The 22,851-nt window shown below is 32.8% G+C and carries 23 protein-coding genes; 18 read left to right on the top strand and 5 right to left on the bottom strand.

Features of this window, described 5'->3' with window-relative positions:
- Positions 1 to 3: 3 nt before the first annotated feature.
- From aat to ACXHHC_RS09585, 3 genes are all read right to left on the bottom strand, one after another.
- Positions 4 to 660 carry a leucyl/phenylalanyl-tRNA--protein transferase gene (gene aat, locus ACXHHC_RS09595; RefSeq protein ID WP_458226152.1) on the bottom strand — a complete coding sequence of 219 codons (657 nt, stop codon included), beginning with the start codon at positions 658 to 660 and terminating at the stop codon, positions 4 to 6.
- A 65-nt stretch (positions 661 to 725) separates the two neighbouring features.
- Entirely contained in the window at positions 726 to 1,091 is a 366-nt protein-coding gene (locus ACXHHC_RS09590; RefSeq protein WP_458226151.1) for a DUF3127 domain-containing protein, read from the bottom strand.
- Positions 1,092 to 1,172: 81 nt separating this feature from the next.
- On the bottom strand, positions 1,173 to 2,195 hold the full coding sequence (locus ACXHHC_RS09585) for a glycosyltransferase family 9 protein (protein WP_458226150.1): 1,023 nt from the start codon (positions 2,193 to 2,195) through the stop codon (positions 1,173 to 1,175).
- Between the two features lie 318 nt (positions 2,196 to 2,513).
- Between ACXHHC_RS09585 and ACXHHC_RS09580 the strand changes: the two genes are divergently transcribed.
- The 3 genes from ACXHHC_RS09580 to ACXHHC_RS09570 are packed head-to-tail and all read left to right on the top strand — an operon-like array spanning position 2,514 to position 5,363.
- A complete protein-coding gene (locus ACXHHC_RS09580) occupies positions 2,514 to 4,151 on the top strand; it encodes a DUF6973 domain-containing protein (RefSeq protein WP_458226149.1) in 1,638 nt (545 codons plus the stop codon).
- 42 nt (positions 4,152 to 4,193) lie between these two features.
- Complete coding sequence (locus ACXHHC_RS09575; RefSeq protein ID WP_458226148.1) at positions 4,194 to 4,766, top strand: hypothetical protein; 573 nt, start codon at positions 4,194 to 4,196, stop codon at positions 4,764 to 4,766.
- Positions 4,767 to 4,784: 18 nt separating this feature from the next.
- A complete protein-coding gene (locus ACXHHC_RS09570; RefSeq protein ID WP_458226147.1) occupies positions 4,785 to 5,363 on the top strand; it encodes a hypothetical protein in 579 nt (192 codons plus the stop codon).
- Positions 5,364 to 5,550: 187 nt separating this feature from the next.
- On the opposite strand, the gene ACXHHC_RS09565 is transcribed toward ACXHHC_RS09570, so the two are convergent.
- The gene (locus ACXHHC_RS09565; protein WP_458226146.1) at positions 5,551 to 6,171 is read right to left on the bottom strand and encodes a C40 family peptidase; all 621 of its coding nucleotides are present in this window, start codon (positions 6,169 to 6,171) and stop codon (positions 5,551 to 5,553) included.
- Positions 6,172 to 6,301: 130 nt separating this feature from the next.
- On the opposite strand from ACXHHC_RS09565, the gene ACXHHC_RS09560 reads away from it, so the two are divergent.
- The 8 genes from ACXHHC_RS09560 (at position 6,302) to ACXHHC_RS09525 (ending at position 13,062) form a co-directional block, all read left to right on the top strand.
- Positions 6,302 to 7,210: a DMT family transporter gene (locus ACXHHC_RS09560; RefSeq protein WP_458226145.1), complete on the top strand. Its 909-nt coding sequence runs from the start codon at positions 6,302 to 6,304 to the stop codon at positions 7,208 to 7,210.
- Between the two features lie 64 nt (positions 7,211 to 7,274).
- Positions 7,275 to 8,132, top strand: a complete 858-nt coding sequence (locus ACXHHC_RS09555) for a YicC family protein (protein WP_458226144.1) — start codon at positions 7,275 to 7,277, stop codon at positions 8,130 to 8,132.
- Positions 8,132 to 8,704, top strand: a complete 573-nt coding sequence (gene gmk, locus ACXHHC_RS09550) for a guanylate kinase (protein WP_458226143.1) — start codon at positions 8,132 to 8,134, stop codon at positions 8,702 to 8,704. Before ACXHHC_RS09555 ends, gmk begins: the two co-directional genes overlap by 1 nt.
- A 2-nt stretch (positions 8,705 to 8,706) precedes the next feature.
- On the top strand, positions 8,707 to 9,288 hold the full coding sequence (gene nadD / locus ACXHHC_RS09545; protein ID WP_458226142.1) for a nicotinate (nicotinamide) nucleotide adenylyltransferase: 582 nt from the start codon (positions 8,707 to 8,709) through the stop codon (positions 9,286 to 9,288).
- Between the two features lie 68 nt (positions 9,289 to 9,356).
- The gene (locus ACXHHC_RS09540) at positions 9,357 to 10,412 is read left to right on the top strand and encodes a M23 family metallopeptidase (RefSeq protein WP_458226141.1); all 1,056 of its coding nucleotides are present in this window, start codon (positions 9,357 to 9,359) and stop codon (positions 10,410 to 10,412) included.
- A gap of 3 nt (positions 10,413 to 10,415) precedes the next feature.
- Positions 10,416 to 11,909, top strand: a complete 1,494-nt coding sequence (locus tag ACXHHC_RS09535) for a GH3 auxin-responsive promoter family protein (RefSeq protein ID WP_458226140.1) — start codon at positions 10,416 to 10,418, stop codon at positions 11,907 to 11,909.
- A 71-nt stretch (positions 11,910 to 11,980) separates the two neighbouring features.
- The gene (gene rsmI / locus ACXHHC_RS09530; RefSeq protein WP_458226139.1) at positions 11,981 to 12,646 is read left to right on the top strand and encodes a 16S rRNA (cytidine(1402)-2'-O)-methyltransferase; all 666 of its coding nucleotides are present in this window, start codon (positions 11,981 to 11,983) and stop codon (positions 12,644 to 12,646) included.
- Positions 12,647 to 12,717: 71 nt separating this feature from the next.
- Positions 12,718 to 13,062 carry a Dabb family protein gene (locus ACXHHC_RS09525; protein WP_458226138.1) on the top strand — a complete coding sequence of 115 codons (345 nt, stop codon included), beginning with the start codon at positions 12,718 to 12,720 and terminating at the stop codon, positions 13,060 to 13,062.
- Here ACXHHC_RS09525 and ACXHHC_RS09520 read toward each other — a convergent pair.
- On the bottom strand, positions 13,040 to 13,591 hold the full coding sequence (locus tag ACXHHC_RS09520; RefSeq protein ID WP_458226137.1) for a hypothetical protein: 552 nt from the start codon (positions 13,589 to 13,591) through the stop codon (positions 13,040 to 13,042). The genes ACXHHC_RS09525 and ACXHHC_RS09520 overlap by 23 nt on opposite strands.
- Before the next feature lie 466 nt (positions 13,592 to 14,057).
- Between ACXHHC_RS09520 and leuC the strand changes: the two genes are divergently transcribed.
- The 7 genes from leuC (at position 14,058) to ACXHHC_RS09485 (ending at position 22,796) form a co-directional block, all read left to right on the top strand.
- On the top strand, positions 14,058 to 15,458 hold the full coding sequence (gene leuC / locus ACXHHC_RS09515) for a 3-isopropylmalate dehydratase large subunit (protein ID WP_458226136.1): 1,401 nt from the start codon (positions 14,058 to 14,060) through the stop codon (positions 15,456 to 15,458).
- 12 nt (positions 15,459 to 15,470) lie between these two features.
- On the top strand, positions 15,471 to 16,070 hold the full coding sequence (gene leuD, locus ACXHHC_RS09510; protein WP_458226135.1) for a 3-isopropylmalate dehydratase small subunit: 600 nt from the start codon (positions 15,471 to 15,473) through the stop codon (positions 16,068 to 16,070).
- A 248-nt stretch (positions 16,071 to 16,318) separates the two neighbouring features.
- A complete protein-coding gene (locus tag ACXHHC_RS09505) occupies positions 16,319 to 18,265 on the top strand; it encodes a T9SS type A sorting domain-containing protein (protein WP_458226134.1) in 1,947 nt (648 codons plus the stop codon).
- A 234-nt stretch (positions 18,266 to 18,499) separates the two neighbouring features.
- The gene (locus tag ACXHHC_RS09500; RefSeq protein ID WP_458226133.1) at positions 18,500 to 19,078 is read left to right on the top strand and encodes a hypothetical protein; all 579 of its coding nucleotides are present in this window, start codon (positions 18,500 to 18,502) and stop codon (positions 19,076 to 19,078) included.
- A gap of 247 nt (positions 19,079 to 19,325) precedes the next feature.
- On the top strand, positions 19,326 to 20,846 hold the full coding sequence (locus ACXHHC_RS09495; RefSeq protein ID WP_458226132.1) for an alpha-isopropylmalate synthase regulatory domain-containing protein: 1,521 nt from the start codon (positions 19,326 to 19,328) through the stop codon (positions 20,844 to 20,846).
- A gap of 107 nt (positions 20,847 to 20,953) precedes the next feature.
- Positions 20,954 to 22,009, top strand: a complete 1,056-nt coding sequence (leuB, locus tag ACXHHC_RS09490) for a 3-isopropylmalate dehydrogenase (protein ID WP_458226131.1) — start codon at positions 20,954 to 20,956, stop codon at positions 22,007 to 22,009.
- A 118-nt stretch (positions 22,010 to 22,127) separates the two neighbouring features.
- Positions 22,128 to 22,796: an MIP/aquaporin family protein gene (locus tag ACXHHC_RS09485; protein WP_458226130.1), complete on the top strand. Its 669-nt coding sequence runs from the start codon at positions 22,128 to 22,130 to the stop codon at positions 22,794 to 22,796.
- The last annotated feature ends 55 nt before the right edge of the window (positions 22,797 to 22,851 follow it).

Below are 22,851 nucleotides of genomic sequence, written 5' to 3'. Positions count from 1 at the left end.
ACTTTAAAAGTTTTGAAGATTTTCTTGATTAAGAATTTGCAAAAATTCTTCTCTAGGAATTTCATAGGCACCTAAACTTTCTAAGTGTTCATTATGAACCTGACAATCTAACAATTTGTAATTGTTATCTTCTAAATATTGGTTTAACCAGGCAAATGCTATTTTAGAAGCATTACTTACTTTAGAAAACATACTTTCACCACAAAAAACATGTCCTAAATCTACACCGTAAAGTCCACCTACAAGTTCATCATCTAGCCAAACTTCAATAGATTTAGCATAACCTAATTCATGCAGTTTAACGTAAGAAGTAAACATATCATCAGTAATCCAAGTACCTAAGTCGTCGTGTCTGTTTATTGTTTTGCAGTTGTATATAACTTCTCTAAAGTTTTGATTGAAAGTAACTTTAAAGATGTTTTTTCTAATGATTTGTCTAAGACTTTTAGAAGGTTTAAAATGTCTAGGGTCTAAAACCATTCTCCACGAGGGACTATACCATATGATGGGTTCTCCTTCGTTGTACCAAGGGAAAATACCACTTTCATAAGCTTTCATAAGTCTACTAGTGGTTAAATCTCCTCCTACAGCAAGAATATCATTTTCGTCAGCATTAGTTGCTGGTGGGAAATCAATGTCGTTAGGGCTTAAAAAAAACATTCTGTAAAAATAAAAAACGCTTTCAATAAATAATTGAAAGCGCTTTATTTTTGTTAAGTGATTTACTAGAATGGTAAATCGTCTGGTTCTTCATTTTGAGCAATCGACGTAGTTTCAAAACTACTTGGAGTTGCACCTGCCTGAGGAGCTGCAGCAGCTGTAGCCTCAATTCTCCATCCAGTGATAGAGTTAAAATATTTAGCAACACCTTCTGGGTTAATCCATTCTCTTCCTCTTAAGTTGATAGAAACAGTAACGTCTTGCCCAACGTTGTAATTATCTAATATATCTACTTTATCTTGTACGAACTCAATCAATAACATTTGTGGGTACTGCTCATCTGTGGTTAAGACTAACTCTCTCTTTCTGAACCCGCTAGCTCCAAATGTTTGTGTGTCGTTAATTAATTTAATTTTTCCAGTTACTTGCATATCATCATTTATTTATTGAATTCAAAAATAAAGATTTGTCAAAGAATTAAGCTAGAATGAACTCAAAGTTTATTAACAAATCTATTCGATTGTTGATAAAACTCTGTTGATTATTGTTTTAGGGGGAATGGTAAGCATTACATCTTTGTAGCCCTCTATAATTTTATTTCCATAAATAGAGGTAGGAAGTAGCGGATACTTATTTCTATCTGCACAAATACAATTTTCAGTTTGATTGAAAGGAGCAAATCCTGCATGTGGATGGGTGGCTCCCCAAATTGTTATAGTTGGAATTCCAAATAGTGCAGAGAAATGACCATTTCCACTATCCATACTAATCATAGCTGATAAATTACTAATTAAAGTTAGTTCTTCAGTTAGTTTTACTTTGCCAGCCATACAAATTGAATTCGAGTACTTTTTTTCTAGTTCAGCTAATAATCTAATTTCTTCTGCTCCTCCTCCAAATAATAAAATTTTGTGATTTTTACTAAGCTCGTCAATTACTTTTTCCATTAAATTTAAAGGATATTTCTTTCCATCATGAGCCGCAAAAGGAGCAATTCCAATCAGCTTTTCGTTCTCTTTGTAGTTAATCATTGATTTTAACTCATCGGATAGGTGTTCTTTCTCTTTAACCATTGCCTGGGTCAAATCAACTGGAAGTCCTAAAGAGTTAAAAACATCAGCATAACGTTGATGGGTAGTTTTTAAAGGTTTGAAAACTTTATTTTTTAAAGCGGTTAATGCTTTTTTTTCAGCTCTACCTTTATCAATAATTGCTACAGGAATCCCCTTGGTCTTAAAAAACGAACGTAAAATTTTAGATCTTAAAACATTATGAAGATCAGCTACGGCATCAATTTCTAAGGTGATTAATTCTTTAAACAATTTGTAAATTCCTTTAATGCCTTTGTGTTTTCCTTTAACATCTGCAGCATAAAAAGAAACGTTATCAATGTTACTAAAAATAGGTTGTAAGAAACCTTTAGATACAATTGTAATTCGAGTGTTAGGGTTTTGAGCTAACATTGTTTTTATTACTGGAGCTGTCATGGCAACATCTCCCATTGCAGACATACGAATTACCAAAATATGTTTCATTTCTATAAGATAAAGCTTATTTAGAATGTAAAGGTAGTAAGCTTTTAGTCAATTTTTAATAACATCCCTGCTTGAATTGTAATTGATTATTGTTAACATTATATTAATATTTGCTATCATATGTTAGTATTCTAGAAGTAGTAATTTTGCACTCGTTAAATATTTGTTTTAACAGCTATGAAAAAAAGAAGAATTTTAAAAATGCTATAGAACTTAAATAAATATCTTTTAAACTCTTTCTTGGTGTTGGTTTTAGTATGGTTAATGCTAAAGTCTTCTTGTATGTCTATGCGCATATAAGATTAATAGAGAAATAATTTGTATTTAAATTTTAAAAACTATGAAAAACAAAAAACAAAAAACAAAAAAACACTAATAGCTCTTATCCTTGTTGTAGGGTTTAGTGTTTGCTCTTGTCAAGATACTATTGAACAAGAAGTCGAAGGAGTAGAGGAAACTACTTTACAAACTAGTCATATAATTGACTATAAAGGCTTACAAGTAAACCATAGGTTTTCTACACCTGTAGAAGAATTATTGTTGGAAAAAGAAACTACAGGGGAAGAACTTACAGCAAAGTATACAAGGATTAAGCATAAGTTGGAAGTAAAGTACAATCCTAATCTAACAGGTGTTCGTAGCGGAATACAACCAATAAGTACTGTTAAAAATGAAGAGTTCCCTAGTGGAGAAATGATTATAGAAGGAGTGAAAAATGTTATAGATCAATTTCCTTATGATGTAGAACTTTTAAAACAAACTGAAGAAGATTTTAAAACAGAAATTTCTCCATTAGTATTTAAAGATTCTCTTACCGTAGAGGAATATGAAGAATTGTTAAGACTTCAGGACTTAGATTCTATTGCTTTGGCTCAACATGAACTTTTGTATCAGCAAGAAAAAGAAGCGAAAATGGAAGCGAATATGGAAATGATAAAACAAGATTTTCCAACACTTAGCGATGAAAGTATTGAGGATAATATTGATTTGATAGACGAATATTATCAAAAGAATATGGATTACATGGCACTTGAAGAAGTGGCAGCTCATGAAGGAGAAATAACAACCAATTTAGAGCAAAGAGTACCTAAAGTTGCTCGTAGGTCTGTAATAACACCTGTGGTAGCAACTGTAGGAATTGGGATTTTAGCAGCAGTTGTGAATAAAAAATACAAAGATCTTAGCGCTACCGAAAAGTGTGTGTACAATAAAGTAGTATCAAAATACGGTATGTTAGGTGCTTATATAGGAAACAAAGCAGGAGAGAATGCTCGACATAAAGCAAGAAGATATTACGCAGGACAGCATGAAAAATTAACAAGATTGGATGCTTTTAGACATACTTATTGGAATGCTCTAATGTGTAAAAATTTTGTTACGCTAAGTACGTCTAAGTCAAAACGTATGAATTTTGCGAAATTTATTTCAGAGGCTTTGTACGATTGTGGAGATGTGTACGATGCAACAAAGGTAGGTATAGATTCCAGAGCTATGGACAGACATAATGATAATGTAGGGAGGCGTATTTATGATAAAAACACTAAAAGAATAAAATTTTGGAAATGGACCATTGGTCTTAGGGAACCTAGCTATAGTCGTTTAAGAAGTGTTATTAGAGATCGTATTCATAAATCTTCGGATTATATTGTGCAATATCATCCAGAGGATAATGATGTGGAGAGTAGTGTTAACTATGGAGGTATATATGATTATTCGGTAGAAGAATTAGTAAATAAAATCCAAAAAATACACGATGATAGACCTGTGTATTATCGTAAAACCATTGCTGCTCCATATTATACATATAAAAGATATCTTTATAGGAGTAAATATACTATAAGATTTAGAATTGGGTACATTAAAACAATCAATTATCCTACCTTTCACTCCAAAGATTCTGATTTGACTTATGGGGTTTTAAGTAAACAGACAACAGATTATTCAAGTGATAGATGATTTAGGTGAATACAGATGTAAACGAACATAAAAATAAGAGAGATGAAAATAAAAATTATTATTATTATTATTAGTTTGATTTTAACGTCTTGCTTTGACGGTTTTGAGGAAGGAATGCTAGGTAAGGATTATCCAGGTTTTCATCTTTTAACAGTTACAAATCAAGAGGAATTGGGAGAGTTTAAAGGAGAACTATTTATAGGGGGGATAAACGGAGGTGTTTTTATACCTACAGAATCCACTCCTTTCTATTTTGACGGAGGAGTTAATGAAACAAAAGTTGCTTTTTATTATGACGAAAACAACGCTAAAGTTATATATTTTGAGGAAAACAGTTGGAAACCCAATATGGATTTAATTGAGAATATTTCTTCTGATATTTACTGTTTTTTATTGAAGTTACCCGATGGTAGACAAGAAATTATAAAATGGGGAGGTGGTGTAAATACTGCTTTTAGAATGGATGTTAGCGATGGATTGATAAATGATTTTTATCTAAAATTAGTGATTAGAAAGGAAGAGGTTATAGTGTCAAGTAGGGTGAAATCAGAGTATGAGGATGTTGATAATACACAACGCTTGTTGCCAGAAGATTATGTGCACCCTCCTTTGTAAATTTTTATAATAAGATTGATGAGTAAAAAAATATTAATTTTTATAAGTTGCATACTGTTAGTCTCTTGTGATTTTGATTTGTATGAAAATATAATGGGTAAAAGTTATTCAGGTTTTCATTTTACTGTGTGGACTAACCAAGAAGAATTTGTAGAGTTTGAGGGTGAACTTTTCATAGGAGGTGTAAAAGAGGGTGTTTTTATTCCTGTGGAGTCTATTCCTTTTCATTATTCGGGAGGCAGAATTAACAACAGAAGTAGCATAGCTTTTTATTACAATGATAAAAATGATAGAATTTATTACAAGGAGGATAATAGTTGGAATCCTAATTTAGATGCTATTAAAGATATTCCTTCGAGTAGTTATTGTTTCTTGTTAAAAATTTCTGAAGATAGACAAGAAATTATAAAGTGGGGTAAAGGTGTAGATACAGCGTTTAGAGTAGATACTAAGTTTGATGTGGTCAAAGATTTTGAGGTAGAAATATTTATAGACGATAGTGAAATCAGACTAAGTAATTTTATCAACACAGGGTATAGGGTTCTAAATGATACAGAACGCTTGTTGACAAAAGATTATGAACACCCTCCTCTATAGTTGTAAAAATTTTAGAGTTTGGGAGAATGGAAAGACAGGTGTAAAGAAAAATGAGAAACTCTTATTTGTACCATGCAGCTTTGATTCTCTTGTTTAGAATGTAGTAAAAAACATAAAATTGTATTAGGCTACAGTGCTAATGAAATTGGCTTAATAAACCCCTATTGTAAATGATAGGGGTCTATTTTTAGAAAACTTTTAAATTCATCCCTGTTTGAATTGTATTCGAGTTTAATCGATTTATTCTCTTAATACGTTCTACGGTTGTGTTGAATTTCTTAGAAATACTATAAAGGGTTTCTCCTTTTTGTACTTTGTGTGTTTTAGCTGGAGAGGGAAAAGTTGGTTTTAGAACTCTTTGCGCATGATGAAAAGCTTTCTTCCAATATTTTTCATTTAATGAGGAAATTATAACTCCTCTAGAAGTTGTTGAGTGAATAAATTTTACAGTTGAATTGTTAGAAACAACAATGGCAGAATGATTTATTTTCCAAGAACCATCTGTTTTAAAGAATAGCAAATCGCCAGGGGCTACTTTTTTTATAGAGATGCTTTTCCCAAATTTAGATTGATCTTTAGAAACTCTGGGTAATTTAATCTTATTTTTAAGAAAAATAGTGTAGACCAAACCAGAGCAATCCATTCCTTTGTGCGTAGTACCTCCCCATTTGTAGGAAGTTCCTAAATATTTTTTTGCAGTGTTTACAATTCTATGATCTGTAGAATTACCTATTTGCTGATGAGATTTACACGAAGTAAATAAAAGAGTAACTATTAGCATAGAGAATAAAAAGGAGGCTTTTTTCATAGATAATGTTAACAACTGGATTCTGGGGTTAAAATAACTATAATGAACTACAGTTTAATTAAAATAAGGTAACCAGTTTTAATGTTTTTATAACTCCAATTGCTGGCTTTCTTTGCATCTTTGTAAAGTGATGAAAGATAAACGAAACTTAGCGCTGTTAGCCGTTTTTAGTACTGCTGTTTTTTATGGTATTACTTATTCTGTAGCAAAAGATGTTATGCCAAAATACGTTTCTGCTTATGGTTTTGTGTGGATAAGGCTAGCGGTTACAACCCTTTTGTTTTGGATTACTTCTTGGTTTGTAAAAGCCAAAGAAATGGAAGCGAAAGATTTTCCATATACAGCCTTACTTTCGTTAATAGCCATGGTTATTTGTATTCTCTCTTTTTACAAAGGTTTAAGTTTAACTACGCCTATTAACGGTTCGGTTATTATGGTAACGACTCCTATTATTGTTTTTGTTTTTTCACTTTTTATTTTAAAAGAAAAGTTAGAGTGGAAATCTGTTTTGGGAATTGTAATAGGTCTTTTAGGGGCTTATTATTTAACCACTGCAGGAAAGAAACAAGCTGTAAATGCGGAGAATATTCCACTAGGTAACCTGTTGGTTTTTGTAAATGCATCTGGTTATGCCCTGTATTTAATTTTAGCAAAAAAGATGATTCACAAGTATCATCCTATAACCTTTGTAAAGTGGCTGTATACTTTTGGCTTATTAATGATGACTCCTTTTGTATACAAAGAAGTTTTAGTGGTAGATTGGGTAAATATGCCGTTGAAAATTTATGTAATTATAGGCTATGTAATTGTGTTTGCCACGTATTGTAATTTTTTGTTTAACCTTTATGGTTTAAAGCATTTAAAGCCGTCTACAGTAAGCTCGTTTATTTATACGCAACCTGTAATAGCAACTGCTGTAGCATTAATAGTAGGGGCAGACGAATTAACTATTATCAAGGTGTTTGCAACCTTAACTATTTTTTTAGGCGTGTATTTGGTGACGTTAAAAAGCAAAGCAAAAGAGGTTAAAACAAACTAAAGTAAGCCTACTAAGGCTATCCGTTCTAAAATCCGTACTTTTACGCTCAAATTTTTTGCAGCATATGATACAGTCTATGACTGGGTATGGAAAAGCATTAGTGCAATTACCCACAAAAAAAGTTACTATTGAGATTAAATCACTTAATAGCAAAAACCTAGATCTAAATGTAAGGATACCTCCTTATTACAAAGAGAAGGAAATTGAAGTTCGTAAAAACATTGCTAAAAACTTAGTGAGAGGAAAAGTAGATTTTTCTATTTATGTAGAAATGACAGCAGATGTTTCTCAGACAAAAGTAAATGTAGCTATTGTTGCAGATTATATGAGTCAGTTAAAGCAAATTGCAACAGGATCCGATGTTGAATTATTGGATATGGCAATGCGTTTACCAGATACTCTAAAAACAGAAAGAGAGGAGTTAGATCCTAAGGAGTGGTTAGAGATAGAGGAAGGTATAGATGCAGCTATTGTAGCACTTGTACAGTTTAGAAAAGATGAAGCAGAATCTTTGGAGGTCGATTTTAGAGAAAGAATTGAAAATATTCAAAACTTATCTGTGGAAATCAACCAGCATGATGAAGATAGAATGGAGGCTGTAAAACTAAAGTTGAGAAAAGCCATAGATGACTTAAATGTAAATGTTGACGAAAATAGATTTGAGCAAGAATTGATTTACTATCTAGAGAAGTTGGATATTAACGAAGAGAAAGTTCGTTTGGCAAATCATTTAGAATATTTTTTAAAGGAATTGAATAATAAAGTTTCTGATGGTAAAAAATTAGGATTTATTGTTCAAGAAATAGGAAGAGAAATAAACACAACAGGTTCTAAGTCTAATTATGCTCCAATGCAGCAAATTGTTGTACAAATGAAGAATGAATTGGAGAAGATTAAAGAACAGATATTAAACGTATTGTAATGGCAACAGGAAAATTAATTGTATTCTCTGCACCTTCAGGTTCAGGAAAAACAACCATTGCTAAGTATTTGTTAAACGAAACAGATTTAGCGTTGGATTTTTCAGTTTCTGCAGCTTCAAGAGAACCCAGAGAGGGGGAAGTTCATGGAAAGGATTATTATTTTCTATCGGCAGATGAGTTTAGAAAAAAAGTAGATGAAGAGGCTTTTTTAGAGTGGGAAGAAGTTTATAAGGATAATTTCTACGGAACTCTAAAGTCTGAAATAACAAGGATTTGGGAAGAGGGTAAGCATGTTATTTTTGATATTGATGTTATTGGTGGATTAAATATTAAGAAACAGTTTCCAGAAGAAACCTTGGCTATTTTTGTAAAACCTCCTTCTATAGAAGAAATGGAAAGAAGGTTAAGAGGGAGAGCAACAGAAACAGAAGAGAAAATTAAAATGAGAGTGGCAAAGGCAGAGCAAGAAATGCAATATGCTGTTAAGTTTGATACTGTTTTGGTAAATAACGATTTGGAAGTAGCAAAGCAAGATGCTTACAATTTGGTTTCAGATTTCTTAAACAAATAACGATGAAGGTAGGGTTGTATTTTGGAACTTTTAATCCTATTCATACGGGTCATTTAATTTTGGCCAATCATATGTTGCATTACACAGATTTAGACGAAGTTTGGTTGGTGGTAACTCCACACAATCCACATAAGAAAAAACAAACTTTGTTAGATAATTACCACCGTTTGGAAATGGTGTATAAGGCAACTAGTGATTTTGAACATTTACATCCATCGGATATTGAATTTAAGTTAAAACAACCAAATTATACCGTGGACACTTTGGTGCATATTTCAGAAAAGTATCCAAACCATGAGTTTGCAATTATCATGGGAGAAGATAATTTAAGATCTTTCCATAAGTGGAAAAATTACGAGGTAATCTTAGAAGATTATCATGTGTATGTGTATCCAAGAGTTGGAGATTTTTTAGCTTCGGATACTGCTGTAGTAAACCACCCTAAAGTAAATATTGTAAAAGCTCCGGTAGTAGAAATTTCGTCTACATTTATAAGAAAGGCTATTAAAGATAAAAAGAGTGTAAAACATTTGTTGCCTAAAAGCGTTTGGACCTATATAGATCAAATGAATTTTTACAAATAAAAGACAGAAAGTAGTACATTTGTTCACTGAAATTTAATTGCTAAGGGAAATAATTAACTAAATACCTCATGTCAAAAAAGAGACAGCAAGATAAACGTAGCGATTTAAAACAAAAATGGGTTAAGAAATACCGTTTGGTTGTTTTTACAGAGGACTCTTATGAGGAAAAACTGACTTTTAAATTAACACGTTTAAATGTTTTTGTTTTTGGAGGTGTGTTCAGTGTCTTTTTAATTGTGTTTACCGCTTGTTTAATTGTGTATACTTCTCTTAAGGAATACATCCCTGGTTTTGAATCTCCAGAATTAAAGAAGAATGCCATTACTCTAAATTTTAAGTTAGATACGTTACAACAACAAATAAGAGCCATAAAGAATTATACAGAGTCTATGAAACCTGTTTTGTTAGGAGATAAGGCTGTGGAAATGGAAGAACTTCCGTATGTTACAAAAGACGGGGAATCTGTATATCAAGCAGGGATTATAAACAACGATTCTATAGTTTCTAAATTAAAGAGTTTATATCAGTTAATAGAGCAAAAGAACAAAACAATAGAGGGGTTAAAGAAAAATTACAACTTTAAGGCAGATACTATAAGTGGCTTTGTGGACTTAAATATTGAAGAAAACAAGCCTAACGATTTAAACAAAGAAGAGTTGGCTTTGTTAGAAAGTTCAGATTTGGATTCTGTGTTTAGAGAGAATGTAGAAAGAGAAGAGCGATTTAGTATATTTGGTCACGAAAATGAAAAGTTAGAACAGGTTTTTGTAGTACCAGTAAAGGGTACAATAAGCGAAGACTTTAACCCTGTTACAAGGCATTATGCGGTAGATATTGTTACAAAAAACAATACGCCTGTAAAAGCGCTAGCAGACGGAATGGTTGTTTTTTCTGAATGGACTATAGAGACAGGATATGTAATTATTTTGCTACACAAGAAAGAATATGTGTCAATTTATAAGCACAACAATAAAACAAATGTATACCAAGGGGAGTTGGTAAAAGCTGGCCAGGTTATTGCTAATGTAGGATCAACTGGAGAGTTAAGTACAGGAACCCATCTTCATCTAGAAATATGGAAAGATGGATATCCTGTAGACCCAACTAATTTTTTGAAGTTTTAAAGAATGAGTATCAAATCAAAACTAGCATTACCGTTTGCAAAATCTATTCGTAGGCAGGTATATAAATGGGCTAATAACCCTGTTGAAACACAAGAGAAAGTGCTTCAGTACTTATTGCAAAATGCTAAAAATACTGCTTTCGGAAAAGATCATAATTTTCAGGATATAAAAACACACGAAGATTTTAAAAAGCAGGTTCCTGTAAACGATTATGAAGGAATAAGATCTTATGTTGATAGAATGGTTGCCGGTGAAGCAGATGTGTTGTGGAAAGGTAGGCCTTTGTATTATGCAAAAACATCTGGAACAACTTCTGGAGCAAAATATATTCCTATTACAAAAGAATCTATGCCTACGCATATTTCTGCTGCAAGAAATGCTTTGTTGTTTTACATTGCAGAAACTGGAAAGGCAGACTTTGTAAATGGAAAAATGATTTTCTTACAAGGAAGTCCTATTTTAAAAGATTTAAATGGAGTTCAGTTAGGGAGGTTAAGTGGAATTGTAGCGCACTACGTGCCAAAATATCTTCAAAAAAATAGATTGCCAAGTTGGGAAACTAATTGTATAGAAGATTGGGAGACCAAAGTAGATGCAATTGTAGATGAAACCATTAGCGAAGACATGTCTGTAATAAGTGGGATACCTTCTTGGGTACAGATGTACTTTGAAAGACTACATGAAAAGACAGGAAAGACAATAGCAGAACTGTTTCCAAAATTTAATTTCTTTATTTATGGTGGGGTTAATTTTGCTCCATACAAACATAAGTTTGAGAGTTTGGTTGGTAAAAAAATAGATTATATAGAGTTGTATCCTGCATCCGAAGGGTTTATTGCTTACCAAGATTCTCAAACAGAGAATGGAATGTTGTTGCAGTTAAATAGTGGTATCTTTTACGAGTTTATTCCTGCCGATCAATTTTTTGATGAAAACCCACCTCGTTTATCTATTGGAGAAGTTCAGTTGGGGGTAAATTATGTTATTATTTTAAATACATCTGCTGGGCTTTGGGGGTATAATATTGGTGATACCGTAGAATTTACAACACTTAAGCCTCATAGGGTAAAGGTAACAGGTAGAATAAAACATTTTATATCTGCTTTTGGAGAACATGTAATAGGTAAAGAAGTAGAAAAAGCGTTGAATGATGCTTTGGCTGTTCATGGAGGATCTGTAAGTGAGTTTACCGTTGCTCCACAAGTTACACCAACAGAGGGCTTACCTTTTCACGAGTGGTTCTTAGAATTTGATGAAGAGCCCAAAGATTTAGAAGCCTTTGCTAAGACTATAGATGCATCTATGCAGAAACAAAATATATATTATTTTGATTTGATAGAAGGTTCAGTATTAAAGCCTTTAGTTATCACCAAGGTGAAAAAAGGAGGTTTTCATGAGTACATGAAATCTATTGGGAAATTTGGAGGACAAAATAAAATACCACAATTGTCAGACAATCGTAAGATTGCAAGTGTATTAGAAAACTTTACGATATAAAACTTACTTTATGTTTTTAAGCTATAAGCATTATGCCTATAGTCTAAAGTGTAGAGCTTAGAGCAAAAAGAATGAAATTATACCTAGTCCCAACACCTATTGGAAATTTAGATGATATGACTTTTAGAGCGATTAAGGTTCTAAAAGAGGTCGATTTAGTATTGGCAGAAGATACAAGGACTAGTGGTAAGCTAATGAAGCATTTTGAGATTACAACTCATATGCAGAGCCACCATATGTATAATGAACATAAGACAGTAGATGCTATTGTTAATAAAATCAAATCTGGGGTTTCTGTAGCTTTAATTTCTGATGCTGGTACACCTGCTATTTCTGACCCTGGTTTCTTGTTAACTAGGGCTTGCATACAAAATGATATAGCGGTGGAATGCCTACCTGGTGCAACTGCTTTTGTTCCTGCTTTGGTGAATAGTGGTTTGCCGAATGAAAAATTTGTTTTCGAAGGTTTTTTACCCGTAAAAAAAGGAAGACAAACTCGATTAATTGCACTTTCTGAAGAAAAGAGAACGATAATTCTCTATGAATCACCACATAAATTAGTGAAAACTTTAACAAATTTGTCTGAATATTTGGGTAGTGATAGGCAGGCTTCTGTCTCAAGAGAGCTCACAAAGATGTTTGAAGAGACGAAAAGAGGTGCTTTAAATGAGTTAGTTACCTACTATACCAATAAACCTCCAAAAGGAGAAATTGTTATAATAGTAGCAGGGGTGTAAGTTTTTTGAATAGTTTGTATTGTTTTTATTGATTCGTTACTATATTTATACTGAAACTTAAGAACGAATATATGAAGGATAGAATTTTTCACCACAATGTTTATTTTTGGTTAAACAATCCAACGGATACATCAGAAAGAGAGATTTTTTTAGCCTGTTTAAAGAAATTTATAGATTTGAGTTCTTATACAGATAAAGTAATAGTTTCTGAACCTGCTAGAACACCAAGGTCTGTTGTAGATAGTAGTTATACTTTTTGTTTATTGGTTACTTTTAAAAGTAAAGAAGAGCATGATTTGTACCAAGAAGAAGATGTGCACTTACAATTCGTAAAGGAAGCAGGTCATCTATGGAAAAAAGTCCAAGTATTCGATTCTTTGGAAATGTGGAATACTAACGTACTTCAAGAGAGTTAATTATTCTGGAAGATAAATTATTATAGTCTTCATTTTTTTCTAGCCAACAAGTCATTAAAATAATTAAGTCTTTTTTGTTTTTGGTACACGTTACCATTCTAAAGTAAATCTTGTTTTTTTGACTTGTAAAAGATCCTTCTTTTAATATTGCTGCGTGGTGGTTTACAGTGGTGTCTACGTCTTTAAAAGTTAGATCTTTTCCCTGTAATTTTTGCATCATTAAGTTTATACCTCCTTCTGATGCGACTTCTAAGTTTAACTCCTTAATCTTTTTTGAGTAGGTGTAGGTTGCTAAGATAAGTCCAAACTCATTTCCTTTATAAAAGCTGTAATTATTAATTGCTGTAATTAAATTTTTTACTTCTGGTGCTACTTTGCCTTTTTCTTTAGTAAGTAAGAAAGGAGATTGTAAAGTAATTGATTTGTTTAAAAAGAATTGTTTTCGCCATTCTTTATGCAATAATTCAGATGTAGGATATGCTAAGTCAGAAAAGAAAGTAGCAGAATTAGAACCTATTTTTTTTCCCAAAAAGACAAGAGTCGATAAACAGATAATTAAGAAAGTAACTTGGAGTGTTTTTTTAAGTGTTAAAGATTTATTTTTTTTAATTTCTTTTCTTTTGATTTCTCCAACTTCTCTTTTAAAATCTTCAAAATTTTTAGTGGGATTGTTTTTATGCCAATTCTTAAAGTTATTGTCTAGTTTTTTTCCGCAATTATTGCAAAATATCTGGTATTCTGATTGTAAGGGGTTTGGATGTTTGCATTGATAGCAATACAAGAAGTGCATAACAAAAGGGTTTCTAGCTAAGTTACAAATTAAGCTGAACTCTCTTTTAAAATAAAAGGTTTTTGTGAGTTGTATTATTGTTGGGCATCGTAATAAAATTGTATGTTCTCATTGGTAATCAACCTGTTTTTTCATAATTTTGCCAACCTGTAATTTATTGAATTACAATTATAACAGAAAACAAATATTATAAGTCGGAAACAATATGGCAACAACATTATTTGACAAAGTTTGGGATTCGCATGTAGTACGTCACGTAGAAGATGGACCAGATGTGTTTTTTATAGACCGTCATTTTATCCATGAGGTTACAAGTCCAGTAGCATTCTTAGGATTAGAAAGTAGAGGTAACAGTGTGGTATATCCTGAGCGTACATTCGCAACGGCTGACCACAATACACCAACTATCAACCAACATTTACCTGTAGAAGATGCATTGTCTGCAAATCAGTTAGATGCTTTGGAAAGAAATGCTAAGAAGCATGGAATTTCTCACTGGGGATTGGGAGATATTAACAATGGTATTGTACACGTAGTAGGACCAGAAAATGGTATTACTTTACCTGGTGCAACTATTGTTTGTGGTGATTCTCATACATCTACTCACGGAGCTTTTGGTGCTATTGCTTTTGGTATTGGTACTTCTGAGGTAGAAATGGTATTGTCTACTCAATGTATTATGCAGCCTAAGCCTAAGAAAATGCGTATCAACGTAAATGGGAAATTAGGATTAGGAGTAACTCCAAAAGATGTTGCGTTGTATATTATTGCTCAACAAACTACTTCTGGAGCTACAGGTTACTTTGTAGAATATGCAGGAGATGTTTTTGAAGACATGTCTATGGAAGGTCGTATGACTGTGTGTAACTTATCTATAGAGATGGGTGCTCGTGGTGGTATGATTGCTCCAGATCAAAAAACGTTCGATTATATTGCGGGTCGTGCTCAAACTCCTAAAGGAGCTGATTGGGATAAAGCAATGGAATACTGGAAGACGTTAAAAACTGATGAAGGTGCAGAATTTGATGTTGAGTTTAATTACGAGGCTTCGGATATTGAACCAATGATTACTTACGGAACAAACCCAGGAATGGGAATTGGTGTAACTAAGGATATTCCGAATGCAGAAAGTGTAGAAGGAGGAGTAGAAACCTACAAAAAGTCTTTAGGTTATATGGACTTTAACGAAGGAGACTCAATGATTGGTAAAACAATTGATTTTGTATTCTTAGGATCTTGTACAAATGGACGTATAGAAGACTTTAGAGCTTTCTGTTCTATTGTTGAAGGACGTAAAAAAGCAGATCATGTAACTGCTTGGTTGGTACCAGGATCACACAAAGTTGTAGATCAAATTAAAGAAGAAGGTTTAGATAAAATTATTACAGAGGCTGGATTTGTGTTAAGAGAGCCTGGATGTTCTGCTTGTTTAGCAATGAATGATGATAAGATTCCTGCAGGAAAGTTATCAGTTTCTACATCTAACCGTAATTTTGAAGGACGTCAGGGACCTGGTTCTAGAACCTTATTAGCTTCTCCATTAGTTGCTGCGGCATCTGCTGTAGAAGGAGTAGTAACAGATCCAAGAACAATTTTAAACGCTTAATTATAGAATACAATGGCTTACGATAAATTTGAAGTATTAACAAGTACAGCTTATCCATTACCAACAGAGAACGTGGATACAGATCAAATCATTCCTGCTCGTTTCTTAAAAGCAACTGAGCGTAAAGATTTCGATATTAACTTTTTCCGTGACTGGAGATTCAATCAAGATGGAACTCCTAAAGCAGACTTTCCATTAAACAAGGAGATTTATGCAGGGTCTAAAATTTTAGTAGGAGGTAGAAACTTTGGTTCTGGTTCTTCTAGAGAGCATGCAGCTTGGTCTGTATACGATTTTGGATTAAGATGTGTAATCTCTTCAGAGTTTGCTGATATCTTTAAGAACAACTGTTTAAACGTAGGGGTTTTACCAGTACAAGTATCAGCAGCCTTTGCAGATACATTATTTGCTGCAATTGAAGCAGATCCTAAAACAGAAATTAAAGTAGACTTACCTAACCAGACAGTAACTTTAGTTGCTACTGGAGAATCTGAATCTTTTGTAATAAACGGTTACAAGAAAGAAAATATGTTAAATGGTTTTGATGATATAGACTATTTAAAGAATATTGAGGCTGAAATTACTGAATTTGCAGCTAAGAGACCTTTCTAAAGAAGGAACTTTAAGTTTTAAAAATAAAAAAAGCGTTTCACATGTATTGTGAAGCGCTTTTTTTGTTTGAATAATATGTTGCTTTAAATAGTTTTATTAACACTTTGTGTTCTATTTCTGTCTGTATAAATACAAAATCAAAATTCTTGAACACATTATGTTTTAAGCATGTTTTTAGTTTTGAGGATGATAATTATGTTTTTTTTAGATGTAATTATTAGCTAATTAATAACCAAAGCTAATTAATAATGAAAAAAATTAAAAAATTAATGTTGGCTGTAGTTCTTACAGTTGGAGTTGTAAATGCTCAAGTAGCAGAGCCATGTAATATGGACGCAACAAATGAAAATCAATTTTACAAAGGGCCGAATCCGTCAGGGAATGTTACTTTATATCCAAGTGGAATAGAAGATAGTTCTGACTCTGATGCGTTACAGCAATTAATCAATGACAATCCAGGCAAAAAGATCAAATTGCTTGCTAGTGGAGCTAATAAAATCTTTTATTTTAAAGATGTAGAAATAAAAAGCAATACACACATACGTGTAGGTTCTAGTGTTGTTTTAAGAACTAATAGAAATGGGTTAGCGAATAACAAAAATGCAGTCATGTTTACTGTTGGTAAGACCGGTGATAGAGTTAAGAATTTTTCATTTACTTCTAATGGAGATGAAAACGATATAACTAAAAGATTTACAGTAGAAATGAGACAGTTAACACCTCTTGTGAAGACTGGAACGTTAACAAAAACGGATGCAATGTCTGGTGAAAGTTTTATAACGGTTGCTAATGCGGGAAATTTTAAGATAGCCAACTTTAATATTGATGATAATTATTCAAGAATTTCAACCTTAACCTTTAGCTTTAACGATGCAGGAGAAAAGAATCATTTTAAATCAATTCTTGATACCTCTGCATATCCAGATCAAGATAGAACACCAGAACAAGGAGTGATTAAAAATATTACAGCAACTAAAGGACATGCAGGTTATGGAATTGTACAAATACAAGCGGCTGTTGGTTTGTTGTTTAAAAACTTAGATGGTACAGGAGGTGTTCCCTTAAGAGTGGAGACAGGCTTAAATACAGCAATTATAACTAAAGATAAAACAGTAGATGGAGTTTATGGTAGAAATATTAGAGCTAAAAATGGATTGTCTTGTGTAGACATTTCTCCTCATAATGTAGAGCAAGGTTGTATTGATATGGAGGATGTTTATTCTGAAAGTAGTGTTTTTACCGTTCGGTTAGATAAAGGGTTTGAAGATGATAAAGATATGAAGGTAAGTGATATTAATCTTGCTTTGATGGGAGATGCGACTTTTAATGCCTTAGTTACAAGTAAACAATTTGAAAAATTTAATAGTAGTGGGAACTCGGTTGGTTTTTATGTGTATACAAAGGATATAAATACTTTTTTAGGAACGTTTAATAGTGTTAAGTTAAAAAAGATAGAAGGTAAAGGAGGGGAAAAGGCACAAGTTAAAAGTAAGTTTTATAAGTTTTACGATGAGGTAACTAAGAATGATTTGGTTTCTGATAAAGCCAGTGGGTTAATAAATGATGATATGGAGACTGTTTCCGGAAAAACATTGTCGGTGATTAAGTATTCTGCTGATCCTTCTTTAGATGAATGTAATTGTGGTGGAAATACCCCTTCTGAAAATGGTTGTTTTGAGGTTTCTATAGCAAAAACAAATAATTCATTTGTAAAATTAAGAAGAGGTGGGAATGGATTAAGTACTATTGGTATTCCTAAAGTTTTAGTGGATGGTCCTGATTCTTTCTACAAATTATCAGACCACACATCTACAAGTGTACCCGGTTGGACAAACTCAGAGAGACCATCATTAATCAGTACAAAGGTTTTAGATGGGTTATTTGGAGCTACATCAGATCCTTGCCCAGTAACTAGTCCAAAGACGGCAGAGAATGTTATAGTTTCTAATTTAGAGTTTAACAATGAACGAGGGTTGTCAATCTACCCAAACCCAACATCTGGAGTTGTACATGTGAATTCGGAACTGGGAGATACAATAAAGGTTTATAATAGTTCTGGAGTTTTAATAGAATCTATAATCGGAACACAATCAAAGATTAATTCTATAGATCTTTCAATTTATGGTTCAGGAGTCTACTTTGTTAGTATTCATAAATCAGACGGTGTTACGGTAAAGAAAATCATAAAGAAATAAGATTGTGAATTAGACCCTACGGATGAAATATCAGTAAGGGCTATATTTTTAAAAATAGGTTTAGATGTAGTGAAGCCTTTTTTCTTTGATGTTGAGTTTAAGATGATTTGTGAATCAGTTGATACATCTACTTTTATAACAAGATATTGTTTAAAATAAGGTTAAGAAAGAGTGCTTAATTTTATATAAAACACTTTTGTTAGTGATTCAAAGTTTCATAAATTTCGTGAAAAAATGAAAAAGATATTGTTAGTAGCGATCTTACTAATAGCTATAAATTCTCAATCTCAAAAAACTCAAACTAGAGCCTTTTATTTATCATCTCAGTTAGAAATAGGTAATTATTTCGGGTTTGGATGGGATGTAAACTACCTGCATAAAGATAAATACTCTTTTAATTTAGGTCATTTTTTGCAACTTAGTATTCCTAATAACAGGCCTAGTGATTTTGATGGAGATTCTGATTTCTTTCCCTTTGGAGATTTAAAATCAATATCATCTTACAGAGCTATGGTTGGAAGGATTTATTATTTTGATCAAAAAAGGAGGTCTAGATTAAACTTACAATTAGGTATAGGGTTTAGTGAAGTAGATGAACCTTATAATTGGAAAAGAGAAGGTGAAACAGATAATGGTTATAAGTACGACTATGAAAAAAGAAAATATAACACGGTTGGTTTTGTAATATCTCCTACAATTGAATTACCGCTTTATAATATATTAGGATTAAAATTAAATCCTAATATTCATTTTACAAGAGGAGAAGTTTTTTATGGGGTAGGTTTAGGTGTTTTGCTTGGAGACTTAAAGTAGTTAATTATAACGTGTATGCTAGTAATTAAATAAAGGTTAAAATAATAAGAAATTAAGTTAGTTAGCTGTGCTTTATAGTTCTTTTTGATACAATATTTTCGGAGGTTATATTTTTTAAAGATCCGTTTAGATGTAGTGAAACCTTTTTTTATCTTTGCCACCTATGTTTTTAGAAATGCTTGCTTTAAAAACTGTTTGTAAATCAGCAGATAAATCATAAATTACTAAGAACTAAGAGGACGATTTTATGAGTACTAAGAAGATAGAAATCATGGACACAACACTCCGAGATGGTGAACAAACCTCTGGAGTGTCTTTTGCTGCACATGAAAAATTAACGATAGCACAGCTTTTGCTGGAGGAGTTAAAGGTAGATAGGATAGAGATTGCATCTGCTCGTGTTTCTGAAGGAGAGTTTAATGCTGTTAAGAACATTACCAATTGGGCTGCTGAGAACAACCATATAAATAAGATAGAAGTACTAACCTTTGTTGATGGAGGTACATCTATTCAATGGATGTTAGATGCGGGAGCCAAGGTTCAGAATTTATTGACGAAAGGGTCTTTAAATCATTTAACATATCAATTACGTAAAACACCAGAAGAGCATTTTAAAGCCATAGCTGATACAATTGCAGTAGCTAAATCAAAAGGAATTGAAACCAATGTATATTTAGAAGATTGGTCTAATGGAATGCGTGATTCAAGAGAATATGTGCACCAATATTTAGATTTTATAGCTACGCAACCTGTAAAAAGGGTGATGTTACCAGATACTTTAGGTGTGTTAACTCCTCAAGAATCTTTTGAATACATTAAAGAGATAAAAGATAAATATCCTACTTTACATTTAGACTTTCATTGCCACAACGATTACGATTTAAGTGTTGCCAATGCAATGGAATCTATTAAAGGAGGTGCTGATGGTTTACATCTTACCTTAAACGGAATGGGAGAGCGTGCAGGTAATGCACCTTTGGCGAGTGTTGTTGCTTGTGTAAACGATTTTATGCCAGAGTATTCTATAGATGTAAAAGAAAAAGCATTGTATAAAATTTCTAAATTGGTAGAAGCTTTTACAGGATTTAAAATTCCTGAAAGTAAGCCAATTGTAGGAGAAAACGTGTTTACGCAAACGGCTGGTATTCATGCCGACGGTGACAACAAAAAGAATTTATACTTTAATGATTTGTTACCAGAACGTTTTGGACGTAAGCGAAGATATGCTTTAGGGAAAACATCGGGTAAGGCAAATATTCAAAAGAATTTACAAGAACTTGGAATTCAATTGACAGATGCTGAGCTTAAAATAGTAACGGCTAGAGTAATTGAATTAGGAGATAAAAAAGAGTTGGTAACTCAAAACGATTTGCCTTTTATTATTTCTGATGTGTTAAACTCTACAATGGTTGCTGAGAAAAAAGTATCTGTTGTGTCTTATGTGTTAACGCATGCAAAAGGATTAAAGCCTTCTACTACTGTTGCAGTGTCTTTTGAGGGAGAAGTTATAGAAGAAAATGCAAGCGGAGATGGACAGTACGATGCTTTTATTAAAGCCTTAAGGAAAATATACAAACAAAAAGAAATGGTGTTGCCTAGACTTACAGATTATGCTGTACGCATTCCTCCAGGTTCGCATTCCGATGCTTTGTGTGAAACCATTATTACTTGGGACTTTAAAGGGAAAGAAATTAAAACACGTGGACTAGATTCAGATCAGACAGTATCTGCAATTATGGCTACGGAAAAAATGTTGAATATAATTTGAGTTTAAAAGTTAAAGGTTAGAGAGTTGAAAGTTAATTGCTAAATGATAAGTAAACTTGCAACTTTAGATACTTTATAAACTTTAGAACTTTATAAACTATAATAAAAATGAAATTAAACATTGCATTATTGGCTGGTGACGGAATTGGACCAGAAGTAATCGATCAAGCAGTAAAAGTTTCTGATGCTATTGCTGCAAAATTTGGACATGAATTAACTTGGAAACCTGCATTAACAGGTGCTGCTGCAATCGATGCGGTTGGAGAACCTTATCCAGATGAAACTCATGAAATTTGTAAATCTTCTGATGCTGTATTATTTGGTGCAATTGGAGATCCTAAATATGATAATGATCCAACTGCTAAGGTTCGTCCGGAGCAAGGATTGTTAAAAATGCGTAAAGCTTTAGGATTGTTTGCAAATGTACGTCCTACATTTGTTTTTCCATCTTTATTAGATAAATCTCCATTAAAACAAGAGCGTATTGAGGGAACAGATTTAGTTTTCTTACGTGAATTAACAGGAGGGATTTACTTTGGAGAAAAAGGTAGAAAAGACGGTGGTGATACTGCTTTTGACAACTGTTTATATACAAAAGAAGAGGTAACTCGTTTGGCTCGTAAAGGGTTTGAGTTGGCAATGACTCGTTCTAAACGTTTGTGTTGTGTAGACAAAGCAAATGTATTAGAAACATCTCGTTTATGGAGAGAAACAGTTCAAGGATTAGAGGCTGATTATCCAGAAGTTGAGGTTTCGTATGAATTTGTAGATGCTGTAGCTATGCGTTTAGTTCAATGGCCATCTTCTTACGATGTATTAATTACAGAAAACTTGTTTGGTGATATCTTAACAGATGAAGCTTCTGTGATTTCTGGATCTATGGGATTAATGCCATCTGCTTCTATGGGGTCTGATATTGCTTTATTTGAGCCTATCCACGGATCTTATCCACAAGCTGCAGGAAAAAACATTGCAAACCCAATGGCAACTGTATTGTCTGCTGCAATGATGTTCGAAAGTTTTGGTTTAGCAGAAGAAGGTAAATTAATTCGTGAAGCTGTAAACAAAGCTTTAGCAGAAGGAATTGTAACAGAAGATTTAGCCGATGGAGGTAAGTCTTATGGAACTTCTGAGGTTGGAGACTGGTTAGCTTCTAATATTTAATAAGATTATAAATAATACTGTATAAGGCTGCTCTTAGAGCAGCCTTATATTGTTAATATAGGGTTTACATATGATGTTAGACTTTACACTAATTTTGTGGTCTGTAAATCGTTTAAAAATGAAAAGATATATTTCGGAATTTATTGGAACTTTTACTTTGGTTTTTTGTGGCTGTGCATCAATGGCTGTGAATGAAATAACTGGAGGAGCAGTAACGCATGTTGGTATTGGTATTACATGGGGGTTTATAGTAATTGCCTTGATATATGCTTTTGGTGATATTTCTGGAGCACATTTAAATCCTGCGGTTTCTATTGCTTTTGCTTTTGCTAAAAAGTTTGAGTGGAGTGAGGTGCCAAAGTATTTCTTAGCACAGTTTTTAGGAGGCCTATTGGCAAGCTACATTTTAAAGTTTTTATTTCCTACAAGTGAATTTTTAGGAGGAACTCATGTAAGCGAATTAATAGATCCTGTAAGAGGCTTTGTAATTGAATTTTTGTTGACCTTCTTTTTAATGTTGGTTATTATAAATGTATCAACAGGTTCTAAAGAAGTAGGAATTGTTGCTGGTATTGCTATAGGGGGTGTGGTAATGATAGAAGCCTTATTTGCAGGTCCAATGACCAATGCCTCTATGAACCCTGTTCGTTCTTTAGCTCCGGCTATAGCATCTTTAAAGTTTGATGACCTATGGATTTATATAGCAGGTCCTATTTTAGGAGCCTTAGCAGCTGTTTCTTCTTGTAAGTTGGTAAAAGAGGATCAGTGTTGTAGTGAAGGTTGTTAGATGATATAAAAAGATATAAAAAAGAAGGGCTTTGATTTAATCAAAGCCCTTCTTT

The sequence above is a fragment of the Wenyingzhuangia sp. IMCC45574 genome, assembly GCF_054182685.1.
Note: the sequence above shows the minus strand (reverse complement) of the source record. Positions and strands in the feature narration are given on the sequence as shown.